This is a genomic window from Haloactinopolyspora sp. (genome assembly GCF_027324685.1).
Classification (GTDB): Bacteria; Actinomycetota; Actinomycetes; order Jiangellales; family Jiangellaceae; genus Haloactinopolyspora.
The window spans coordinates 34,956-45,230 of record NZ_DAHVSH010000017.1 but is presented as its reverse complement, the minus strand read 5'-3'; the positions used below and the strand labels follow the sequence as shown (position 1 = coordinate 45,230).

The 10,275-nt window shown below is 68.4% G+C and carries 13 protein-coding genes; 8 read left to right on the top strand and 5 right to left on the bottom strand.

Features of this window, described 5'->3' with window-relative positions; all coding sequences use genetic code 11:
• Nucleotides 1–459: glycine cleavage T C-terminal barrel domain-containing protein (locus M6444_RS02790; protein ID WP_298322859.1), on the top strand; the 459-nt coding region annotated here is incomplete at its 5' end.
• Between the two features lie 16 nt (nt 460–475).
• Here the strand turns inward: M6444_RS02790 and M6444_RS02785 are convergent.
• Nucleotides 476–1,690: an MFS transporter gene (locus tag M6444_RS02785; RefSeq protein WP_298322856.1), complete on the bottom strand. Its 1,215-nt coding sequence runs from the start codon at nt 1,688–1,690 to the stop codon at nt 476–478.
• Between the two features lie 402 nt (nt 1,691–2,092).
• Here M6444_RS02785 and M6444_RS02780 point away from each other — a divergent pair, with 402 nt between their 5' ends.
• Nucleotides 2,093–2,314 (top strand): hypothetical protein, encoded by a 222-nt coding sequence (locus M6444_RS02780; RefSeq protein WP_138977971.1) that lies wholly within the window; start codon nt 2,093–2,095, stop codon nt 2,312–2,314.
• A 16-nt stretch (nt 2,315–2,330) separates the two neighbouring features.
• Here the strand turns inward: M6444_RS02780 and M6444_RS02775 are convergent, their stop codons facing one another.
• Nucleotides 2,331–2,837: a GNAT family N-acetyltransferase gene (locus M6444_RS02775; RefSeq protein ID WP_298322852.1), complete on the bottom strand. Its 507-nt coding sequence runs from the start codon at nt 2,835–2,837 to the stop codon at nt 2,331–2,333.
• Nucleotides 2,834–3,460, bottom strand: coding sequence for a DUF3043 domain-containing protein (locus M6444_RS02770; RefSeq protein WP_298322849.1), 627 nt, complete (start codon nt 3,458–3,460; stop codon nt 2,834–2,836). Before M6444_RS02770 ends, M6444_RS02775 begins: the two co-directional genes overlap by 4 nt.
• 80 nt (nt 3,461–3,540) lie before the next feature.
• On the opposite strand from M6444_RS02770, the gene M6444_RS02765 reads away from it, so the two are divergent.
• The 4 genes from M6444_RS02765 (at nt 3,541) to M6444_RS02750 (ending at nt 6,261) form a co-directional block, all read left to right on the top strand.
• Entirely contained in the window at nt 3,541–4,332 is a 792-nt protein-coding gene (locus tag M6444_RS02765; RefSeq protein WP_298322845.1) for a PspA/IM30 family protein, read from the top strand.
• On the top strand, nt 4,329–4,622 hold the full coding sequence (locus M6444_RS02760; protein ID WP_298322842.1) for a hypothetical protein: 294 nt from the start codon (nt 4,329–4,331) through the stop codon (nt 4,620–4,622). Before M6444_RS02765 ends, M6444_RS02760 begins: the two co-directional genes overlap by 4 nt.
• 161 nt (nt 4,623–4,783) lie before the next feature.
• Nucleotides 4,784–5,686 (top strand): zinc metalloprotease HtpX, encoded by a 903-nt coding sequence (htpX, locus tag M6444_RS02755; RefSeq protein WP_298322839.1) that lies wholly within the window; start codon nt 4,784–4,786, stop codon nt 5,684–5,686.
• Nucleotides 5,687–5,694: 8 nt separating this feature from the next.
• Nucleotides 5,695–6,261, top strand: a complete 567-nt coding sequence (locus M6444_RS02750) for a hypothetical protein (protein WP_298322836.1) — start codon at nt 5,695–5,697, stop codon at nt 6,259–6,261.
• Nucleotides 6,262–6,448: 187 nt separating this feature from the next.
• Here the strand turns inward: M6444_RS02750 and nadA are convergent, their stop codons facing one another.
• Together nadA and M6444_RS02740 are read right to left on the bottom strand one after the other, a co-directional pair.
• Nucleotides 6,449–7,654, bottom strand: a complete 1,206-nt coding sequence (gene nadA / locus M6444_RS02745; RefSeq protein ID WP_298322833.1) for a quinolinate synthase NadA — start codon at nt 7,652–7,654, stop codon at nt 6,449–6,451.
• 114 nt (nt 7,655–7,768) lie between these two features.
• Nucleotides 7,769–8,614 (bottom strand): GNAT family N-acetyltransferase, encoded by an 846-nt coding sequence (locus tag M6444_RS02740; protein ID WP_298322831.1) that lies wholly within the window; start codon nt 8,612–8,614, stop codon nt 7,769–7,771.
• Between the two features lie 32 nt (nt 8,615–8,646).
• Between M6444_RS02740 and M6444_RS02735 the strand changes: the two genes are divergently transcribed.
• Nucleotides 8,647–9,768, top strand: coding sequence for a glycerate kinase (locus tag M6444_RS02735; protein WP_298322828.1), 1,122 nt, complete (start codon nt 8,647–8,649; stop codon nt 9,766–9,768).
• Nucleotides 9,769–9,904: 136 nt separating this feature from the next.
• A complete protein-coding gene (locus M6444_RS02730; RefSeq protein WP_298322826.1) occupies nt 9,905–10,252 on the top strand; it encodes an iron-sulfur cluster assembly accessory protein in 348 nt (115 codons plus the stop codon).
• Nucleotides 10,253–10,275: the final 23 nt, after the last annotated feature.

Sequence of the window (10,275 nt, the reverse complement as noted above, 5' to 3'; positions counted from 1 at the left end):
GCCGGCGCCGCCGAAGACATCGCGCCCTGCGGACTCGGCGCCCGCGACACGCTGCGAACCGAGATGGGATATCCCTTGCACGGACAGGACCTGTCTCGCGACATCGGCCCCCTGCAGGGCCGGTCCGGATGGGCGATCGGCTGGTCGAAGCCGCAGTTCTGGGGCCGTGCGGCATTGCTGGCGGAGAAGGAGGCCGGGCCGAAACGCAGGCTGCGCGGGCTCAAGGCGATCGGACGCGGCATCCCGCGCCCGGGGATGACGGTCAACGTCGACGGTTCGCCCGCCGGGACCGTCACGTCAGGCACGTTCTCGCCGACCTTGCGTCAAGGCATCGGCTTGGCCTTGCTGCCGCCTGAGGTCGCCGACGGCACCGAGGTGGAGGTCGACATCCGCGGGCGCGGCGAGCGATTCGAGGTCGTCCGACCGCCGTTCGTGCAGACTCGGTCGAGCAGCAGCTGACGTCGCCGGCGCGGTGTCACGCTGCGTCGTCGAGGGCGGCGACCGCCAGTGTCCGCGGGGCCGAACGCAGCGGTGAGAGCCAGGCGATGACAGCTGCCACCAGCAGCGAGAGCTGGCAGACGAAGATGGTGTGCTCCGCGCTCACGCGGGCGGCGAGGACACCGCCGAGCAACGCGCCGATCGGGTAGCCCACACCGAACGTGGCCATGCGCCCGGCGGTCATGACGCGGCTCATCATCGGCTCGGGGGTGACCTGCTGGCGCAGCGTCAACGAGATCGTGGCGATCATGATGTACGTCACCGACCATGTCGCCACGGCGATCACGCCGTGCAGCCAACTGGTCGGCAGCGACAGCGCGAGGCCGCAAGCCGCGGCGGCCGGCAGCACGAGCAGGGCGGCGCGCACGCCGCCGAATCGACGCACCAGGCGCGGGACGAACAGGCTGCCGATGACGGCGCCGATGCCCCACGAGCCGAACAGCACGCCCAGGCGCCAGTCACCCTCGCGCACGTCGAGAGTCCGGTCGGCCCACACGACCAGGACCGCCATGAGCGAGCCCGCGCTGAACGCCACCAGCGCGCCGATGACGATCATGATGCGTACGACCTCGTGGCGCACGATGAACCGGGTGCCGTCGGCCACGGCCGACCACCCGGTCGCCTGTCCGGCCGGGCGCGGCGCGCTCAACGGGCGGGTGATGCTCCGGACCAGCAACGCCGAGGCGACCAACGTCACGACGTCGATCGCGATCACCGACGCGGGCGACACCACGACGATCAGCGCGCCGGCGGCCATCGGCACCACTGTCTCGGCCACGGTGCTGCCCCCGAAGACCATCGCGTTCGCCGAAGGCAACCGGTCGCGCGGCACCAGGCTGGGTAGCGCGCCCTGGTTGGCGGCATCGAAGAAGACGAAGACAGTCCGCGCGATCAGCGCCGCGAGCAGCACGTGCACCGCGCTCAGCACGCCGAGCCAGGACGCGATCGGCACCGTGGCCAGCGTGAGCGCGGCGAGCAGGTCGGAGATCACCATCATGCGACGGCGGTCGAAGCGGTCGGCCAGTGCGCCGGCCCACAGGCCGAGCACGAGGTAAGGGACGGCTTCGACGACGAAGACCATGGACGTCCACGTGGCCGATCCGGTGATGCCGTAGATCAGGACCGGCATCGCGATGAAGGTGACGGCCGAGCCGGCCAACGACACGATTCGCGCAGCGACGTATCGGAACACATCCGAATCGCTGAGTAGGCGCTGGTGCCCAGATGTCGGCGACGGTGCCACGTCGATGGACTCCTACCCCCCGCACAGGATTTACGACGAAGGCAACAGCATGACGGGACACTTGTCAAGAAGTCATGCGGAAACGAGTGCGGTGACAGCGAGTAGAAAGCCGGGGATTGTCGAACGAGGGCTGTGGTAGTGCCGTCGCCGTCCCCTGTGCGGCGACGGCACCCCACATCACCTCCCAAGACTGAGGAACGGCCGCGGTATGACGCGGTGTCGCGGATTCATGGATGTGATCTGTGCAACATCGCCGGAGAATCGTGTGAACCCGCGCAACCCGGGCGAGCGATGCGGGTGCCGAACCCCGTACTGTCGTGCCTGCGCGGACATCATGACGAGGAGGCGGCGATGAGCTGGAAATGGCAGTTCGTGGGCGCGGACGGTGGCCCGGTCCCCGGTGTCGATGACGGCAGCTCCCGCCCCGAGGCCGGGTTTCCCACCCAGTCCGACGCCGAGACCTGGCTGGGCGAGCACTGGCGTGAACTGGCCAAGGCCGGCGTGGACGCGGTGATCCTGCACGAGGACGGCCGCGAGGTCTACGGGCCGATGAGTCTCAACCCGCCCGAATGAGCGCGTCGCCGGTGGGTCAGTCCGCGGCGGGGACCTGCAGGTCCTTGGTGAAGAAGTGGCTCAGCTCCTCGTCGGCGTAGATGCCGAACGGCTCGGTGGGCTCGTAGCCACTGGACTTGTACAGGGCCATGGCCTCGGGCTGGCGTAAGCCGGTCTCGAGCACGACCCGGCGATAACCGGCCTCGGCCGCCCGGGCCTCGAGTTCGGCGAGCAGTCGCCGCGCATGCCCGCCGCCACGGTGGTCGTGCGCGACGTACATGCGCTTGATCTCCGCCACGTCCTCGGCATGCCAACGGAATCCGCCAGTGGCGACCGGTTCGTTCCCGATGAACCCGACGAGGAAGCTTCCGCGGGGAGGCGCGAACTCCTCGGGGTCGACCGGCGAGTCGTCCGGCCCGCCATAGCGTTCGACGTATTCCTGCTGCAATTCGGTCTCGAGCGCACGCACGACCGGGTCGGAGTAGCGCAGTGCACGCACGAACAGGCCGGTGTGGTCACGGTCGGCGATGGGTGCACTACTCACACGAGGGTCCCTGGTTTGACGGTCGGCTTGGGCAGACGCAGCCGGCGAATCTGAGTGGCGCGCATGGCGGCGTAGAGAGCATGCCCCTTGTTGGGGTCGTCGGGGAAGCGCTGGCGCACCTCGCGCTTGACCCGCAGGCCCAGGATCGTCAGATCGATGATCAGCAGGATCATGGCGACCACCCACGCCAGGGTGGAGATGAGCTGGACTTCCGGAATGCCGATGAGGCTCGTCACGAGAACGATCAGGATGATCGGCAGGAAGAACTCCGCGATGGTGCGCCGCGAGTCGACGTAGTCGCGGACGAACTTTCGCACCGGGCCTTGATCGCGCTTGAGGAAATAGCGTTCATCGCCGGTGGCCATGGCTTGGCGCGTCCGCATCCGCTCCGTGCGCATCTTCTCGCGGTCGCGACGTATCTGCTCGCGGCGAGTCAGGGCCGGTTTGACCCGCTCTTTACGTGCCTTTTCGGCTTCGCTGCGCTTGGGTGTCGGGCGGCCTTTCGAGCCGGGACGCGCAGGGGGCGGCGTAGGCTCCTCGGGCGGAGCTTGCGTGGATTCGGAAGTGGCTCGGCGACGGAACACGCCTACCAGGGTAGGCCAGTGCGCAACCAGGCCTGCCACAGTGCGGCCTTAGACCGTAGGCTTGGTGTGGCAACACTGCAGCCGACAGAGCACAGCTCACGAAAGGGATACCTGGCCAGATGGGGATCCTCCAGCGAATGTCCATGCTCTTCCGGGCCAAGGCCGACAAGGCACTCGATCGCGCCGAGGACCCCCGGGAGACACTCGATTACTCCTACAAGAAGCAGCTCGAACTGCTTCAGAAGGTGCGTCGTGGCGTGGCCGACGTCGCCACCAGCCGCAAACGCATCGAAGTCCAGATGACCCAGCTGCAAGGGCAGTCCGACAAGCTGCAGCAGCAAGCGCAGAAGGCGCTGTCCCTCGGCCGTGAAGATCTCGCCCGGGAGGCGCTGACGCGTCGCTCGGGTCTGAGCAATCAGATCGCCGATCTGCAGACTCAGCATCAGGCTCTGCAGGGCGAGGAAGAAAAGCTCACGCTCGCCGCCCAGCGCCTGCAGGCCAAGGTGGAGTCCTTCCGGACCAAGAAGGAGACCATCAAGGCCAGCTACACCGCCGCCGAGGCACAGACGCGCATCGGCGAGGCGTTCAGCGGCATCTCCGAAGAGATGAGCGACGTCGGCCTGGCCGTGCAGCGGGCCGAGGACAAGACCGCCACGATGCAGGCCCGAGCCGGCGCGATCGACGAGCTGCTCGCCTCCGGTGCGCTCGACGATCCCACCGGTACGGCGAAGGACGACATCAGCGCCGAACTCGACCGGCTGGCTTCCACCAGCGATGTCGAGCTCGAGCTGGCTCGGATGAAGGGTGAGATCACCGGTGGCGGTGAGGCGCCCAAGCAGATCGGCAGCCAGACCGAGTCCGCCGCCGAAGGCCAGGACGCGCAGCCTCAGCGCGAGGAGGGTCAGCTGTGATCATCCGCATCATGGGTGAGGGCCAGTTCGAGGTCGACGAGTCCCACCTCGACGAACTGAATCGTCTCGACGACGCGCTGGGCGAGGCCATCGAGGCCAACGACGACGCCGTCTTCCGGACCGCTCTCGAGGCGCTGCTCGCCGAAGTCCGCCGCGCCGGCAAGCCGGTGGCCGACGACGTCCTGGTCGACAGCGACCTCGTCCTGCCGTATGCCGAAGCCCACGTCGACGAGGTCCGCGAGCTGCTGACCGACGAGGGCCTCATCCCCGCCGAGCCGCCAGTCAAATGATCATGTTCACCATGGGATTCGCTGCTTCACCAGGCGTACACGCCTAGTGGAGCAGCAGTTTCCCTGTTGGTGATCCGGCCGCCGCGGAACAGCGACGGCTGCCTTGGCGTTGTTTTCGTTGAACGCAACTTCGCCCCTCGCCGTACCCAGGAGGACCCACGTTGGCGCGCACCAGATTCGCTCCGGACCGCGGGCTCACCACCCGTATGGTCCTCACGATGGTGCTGCTCGCCGTGCTGTACGTCGTACTCATCGGTGCTATCGCGCTGGCCGGTTTCGGCTGGGTCTTCGGCGTCATCATCGGGCTGGGCGTGCTGTGGGCGCAGTGGTACTTCTCCGACAAGATCGCGTTGTCGGCTATGCGTGCACGGCAGGTTTCACCGGCTGAAGAGCCGGAACTGCACGCGATGATCGACCGGTTGTGTGCCTTGGCCGACATGCCCAAGCCGAAGGTCGCCGTGGCCGACACCGATCTGCCCAACGCTTTCGCCGCTGGGCGCAGTCCCGATCGTGCAGTGGTGTGCGTGACGCGGGGCATTCAGCGTCGCCTCGACGATCGTGAGCTCGAAGCGGTCCTGTCTCACGAGTTGTCCCACGTCGCCCATCGCGACGTCCTCGTCATGACGGTCGCCTCGGTGGTGGGTGTGCTCGCCGGCATGATGACCAGGATGCTGCTGTGGAGCGGCATGATGCGCGGCGGACGCAACAACAACAACGCCGCGGTCATGGTGCTCGTGGTCATGCTCGTGGCGGCCGTGGTGTACGCGGTGAGCTTCCTGCTGACGAGGCTGTTGTCGCGTTACCGTGAACTGGCCGCCGACCGGGCCGGGGCCATCCTGACGGGGCAACCGTCCGTGCTGGCCAGCGCGTTGACGAAGATCTCCGGCGACATGGCCAAGATCCCACAGAAGGATCTCCGGCAGGCCGAGGCCTACAACGCCTTCTTCTTCGTTCCCGCAATGACCGGCAAGGTCGACATCGCATCCCTGTTCGCCTCGCACCCGCCGCTGGAGAAGCGGCTCGAGCAGTTGAACCGCATCTCCATCGAGCTGGGTCAGGAGTAACGACCGGGATGGGACTACTCGACGCGCTGTTCGGCCGCTCCAAGCAGGTCCAGCCGAACCTCGATGCGTTGTTCGCCCTGCCCACCGCGGCGCTCACGCTGGAGGCGTCCGCGCAGATGCGCCCCACCGGCGTGGGCGCGGTGTGCTTCCGGCAAGTCGAGGGCGGCCCGTTCGCGCGGTTGAAGGACGAGATCACGACGTTGCTCGGCGGCGCGGAGCCGGAGGAGCACGTCGACGACTACGGCTACACCTGGCTGGTCGTGCGTCGTGACCCTTCGCAGATGTCGGAACTGTGCACCGACCTGCACGCCGTCAATTCCACCCTGGAGGCCGCAGGATTCGGGCCGTCCCTGCTGTGCACGACCATCGGATTGCGTGCCGACTCGGGGCAGGGCCTCGCCTTGGTCTACCTGTACAAACGCGGCACCTTCTACCCGTTCGCGCCGGTGGATGCGGCGAGACAGCAGCGGGACAACGCCCTGGAGTTGCAGGTGCGTGCCTTGGTCGGCGGCGATCTGAACATCGAGCCGGACGTGTCGCGCTGGTTCCCGGTGTGGGGCGCCCCCGGCCTGTAAGGCGCCGACGTTGAGATCCGGCCGGCGAGGTCCGGGCTGTGAACACGGCCGCGTGACCGCGGGACGGAGCAGTCACGCCGAGCTGTGCAGGCCACGCCTGGCGGCGCGGGTCGGGCACCACCAGGCGTTGTGCTGCATCACTAGGCTTGCACGGGTGGTCCGGCAGGCAATCGGGTAGTGAACATGATCATTTCTTGACCGCGCCACTGCCGGGCAGGGCGAGCATCCGGTCGAGGGCGACACGGGCCCAGTGCTGCGTGTCGGCATCGACCTCGATCTGGTTGACCACATGCCCGTCGACGAGGCTCTCCAACGCCCACACCAGATGCGGCAGGTCGATGCGGTTCATGGTGGAGCAGAAGCACACCGTCTTGTCGAGGAAGACCACGGTCTTGTCCGGGTGGTCTTGCGCGAGCCGCTTGACCAGGTTCAGTTCGGTGCCGATGGCCCAGGCCGAACCGGCCGGTGCCGCGGCGACGGTCTTGATGATGTATTCGGTGGACCCGACGTAGTCCGCGGCCGTGACGACTTCGTGCTGGCATTCCGGGTGGACCAGCACGTTCACGCCGGGAATGCGCTCACGCACGTCGGCGACCGACTCCGCGGAGAACCGGCCGTGGACCGAGCAGTGCCCCTTCCACAACAGCATGCGGGCGTTTCGCAGCTCGTCGTCGGTGACGCCGAAGCCGGGCTTGTGCGGGTCGATGACCAGGCAGTCGTCCAGCGACAGACCGAGCTGCAGGACTGCAGTGTTCCGGCCGAGGTGTTGATCAGGCAGGAACAGGACCTTCTCGCCTTGGGCGAAGGCCCAGTCGAGGGCTTGTCGGGCGTTGCTCGAGGTGCACACTGCGCCGCCGTGCCGGCCGCAGAAGGCCTTGATGTCGGCCGAGGAATTCATGTACGTGATCGGCACCGTGGACTCCGCCACACCGGCATCGGCCAGGCGCTGCCACGCGTCGTCGACCTGCAGCAGCCGGGCCATGTCGGCCATGGAACAGCCGGCCGCGAGGTCGGGCAGAACGACTTTCTGGTGGTCACCGGTCAAGATGTCGGCGGACTCGGCCATGAAGTGCACGCCGCAGAACACGATGTAGTCCGCGTCCGGCCGGGCGGCGGCGTCGCGGGCGAGCTTGAACGAGTCGCCGGTGACGTCGGCGAATTGGATGACCTCGTCACGCTGGTAGTGATGGCCGAGGATGAACGCACGCTCGCCCAGGGCAGCGCGGGCGCGCCGGGCCCGCTCGACGAGGTCCGGGTCGCTGGCCGCCGGAAGGTCGCCGGGACATTCGACACCGCGTTCACTGGCGGGATCGGCGTTACGTCCGAGCAGCAACAACGGTAGGGGAGTGGCCGGTTCGCCCGCGGGCGCCCGGCCGCTGTCAGTCACGGTCACGGCTGTTCAGCCCTTCATCCGGCGGCCGGGCCGGCGACGTCGTCGTCGCAGCGCAGCCGCATCGATTCGGCGTCATGTACAACACGCGCTCCACCGCCGATCGTCCCACGATGTTCACCCGAACGACACGGAGGGCACATAGGGCGCGGGCGGGCGCATGTGCCGCAAAGCGAGGTATCCGTCCTGGTAGACGCCGAGTCCAGCGGCCATGCCCACGTCCACGGCCCATTCCTGGCCGGATGTGAGATACCGCACGCTGACCTCGTTGCCCGGAGGTATCAGGGCCAACGCCGACCACAGCAGCCGTTGGGCCACCGCGCGGCTCGTGGCGGCGAGCACGGTGACGGTGTCGGTGCCGACGTAGACGTACCCGGAGCCGCTGAACAAGTCACAGACGAGCAGGTGGCCGTCGCGACCCAGCATGGCGTGGTCGCCCCGGTGAGTGGCCCCGCGGACCTGCCGGTCGACGGAGTCCACGAGATCCAGATCGGCCGCCGTCCCCATGCGGACACCGTCGACGACCGGGAGTTCGGCGCGGTCGACGACGCCGCGAAGCCGCATGGTGGGGTGCAGGGTGAACCCGGCTCGACGGTACCGGCGTAGCGCGCCGGGGTGGGGCAGGGCACAGATCATCCCGCGCAGGCAGCCCGCGCCGTAGCCGATCGCGGCGTCGAGCAGCGCCCGGCCGAGCCCGCGGTTCTGACCGGCCGGGTCCACGGCGAAGGTGGACAGGATCCACAGCAGGTCGCGACGCGCCGACACGGCGACCCCCGCGAGCCGCCCGGCGTCGTCGTCGGCCACCCAGCATCCGGCCGCGTCGACGGCGAGTAGATGGTCGATGCGCTCGATCCAGCGTCGCGCCGCGGCCGGCGAGCGCGCAGACCACGTCTGGTCGTCACCGGACCACGTGAAGGCCCGAGCCGTCAGGCGCTCGGCCGCGCCCAGGTCGGTCGTCTTCATGGGCCGGACGCGCATGGGGCACACTCTGCCTCATGCGCATCCTCGTCGCACCGGACAAATTCGCCGGCACGCTCACCGCCGTCGAAGCCGCTGACGCCATCGCCGAGGGGTGGACTCGCACCGCTCCCGACGACGACGTCGTCACCGTGCCGATGGCCGATGGCGGGCCTGGGTTCGTCGACGTGCTGCACTCGTGCCTGGGTGGTGACTTGCTCGCGGTGACGGTGCACGGACCGTTGGGAACCGAAGTCCCCGCCACGTTCCTCCTCGCCGGCGACACCGCTTACATCGAGTCGGCGCAGGCCTGCGGTCTGGCGTTGTTGCCGCACGGGCCGGACGGGCGCGACCCGGAACCCGGGGCGGCCGAGCGCGCCTCGACGTTCGGCGTCGGCGAGTTGGTGAGGCATGCCATCGAAGCTGGAGCGCGGCGCATCGTCGTCGGGCTCGGCGGCTCGGGGACGAACGACGCGGGAGCGGGCATGCTCGCCGCCCTCGGCGCGACCGCCCACCCCAGTGACGCGCTCACCGGTGGTCCGCGCGGCCTGGCCACGCTCACCGCGCTCGATCTCGAGCCGGCTCGGGCCCGCGCCCGCGGTGTGGAGCTGATAGCGGCCTCCGACGTGGACAATCCGCTGCTCGGCCTGCGCGGGGCCACCAACGTCTTCGGGGCGCAGAAGGGAATCGTCTCCGACGACGCCAAGCTCGCCGCCGACGGCGCTCTGGCCCGGTTCAGCGATCTGGCCGACCGGCCACTGGCCGACGAGAAGGGCTCCGGGGCCGCCGGCGGGCTGGGGTACGCGCTGTTGCTGCTCGGCGGCCGGCGCGAGGAGGGGTTCGCGACCGTGGCCGAGGCGGTCGATCTCGCCGACCTCGTCGCCGGAGTCGACTTGGTCGTCACCGGCGAAGGCAAGCTGGATTGGCAGTCGATGAGCGGCAAGGTGGTCTCCGGGGTGGCCGCGCTGGCCGGCCCGGCGCTACGCCCGTGCATCGTGATGGCCGGCGCTGTTCAGGTCGGCAATCGCGAACTTCGGGCGAACGGGATCGAAGCCGCCTATTCCATGGTCGACATGGTCGGGACCAGCGAATCGTTCGCCTATCCGCGCCGCAGTCTCGCAGCGGTGGCCGAGCGGGTGGCCAAGACCTGGAGCCGCTGAGGCCGGCGCAGCTGCCGAGGCGGCTGGGAGCCGCGGCGAACGTGTGCAACCATGGACACAGGGAACGAGGAATGATGTTCGCCGGGCGTGCGTTGTACGCCCCAGGACGTAGTCGACACTCGTCAGGAGAACAACGATGACGGTTCAGGAACAGGCGACCGATGGCGTCGTCCTCACCGAGGGGGCAGCGGTCAAGGTCAAGAGCCTGCTCGACCAAGAGGGCCGTGACGACCTCCAGTTGCGCATCGCCGTGCAACCGGGCGGCTGTTCCGGTCTGCGGTACCAGCTCTTCTTCGACGAGCGGTCTCTCGACGGCGACATCGTCAAGGACTTCGGCGGGGTCAACGTCGTGGTCGACCGGATGAGCGCGCCCTATCTCGGCGGCGCGACCATCGACTTCGTCGACAGCATCGAGAAGCAGGGGTTCACCATCGACAACCCCAACGCCGGTGGCTCCTGCGCTTGCGGAGACTCTTTCCACTGAGCCGTTCGTCACTCGCCGCTGAT

Bases quoted from the DNA above. Each gene is read 5' to 3' on its own strand.
- M6444_RS02780 (WP_138977971.1), top strand. From the start codon at position 2,093: ATGAGCTGGAAATGGCAGTTCGTGGGCGCGGACGGTGGCCCGGTCCCC.
- M6444_RS02765 (WP_298322845.1), top strand. From the start codon at position 3,541: ATGGGGATCCTCCAGCGAATGTCCATGCTCTTCCGGGCCAAGGCCGAC.
- M6444_RS02750 (WP_298322836.1), top strand. From the start codon at position 5,695: ATGGGACTACTCGACGCGCTGTTCGGCCGCTCCAAGCAGGTCCAGCCG.
- M6444_RS02740 (WP_298322831.1), bottom strand. From the start codon at position 8,614: ATGAAGACGACCGACCTGGGCGCGGCCGAGCGCCTGACGGCTCGGGCC.
- M6444_RS02735 (WP_298322828.1), top strand. From the start codon at position 8,647: ATGCGCATCCTCGTCGCACCGGACAAATTCGCCGGCACGCTCACCGCC.
- M6444_RS02730 (WP_298322826.1), top strand. From the start codon at position 9,905: ATGACGGTTCAGGAACAGGCGACCGATGGCGTCGTCCTCACCGAGGGG.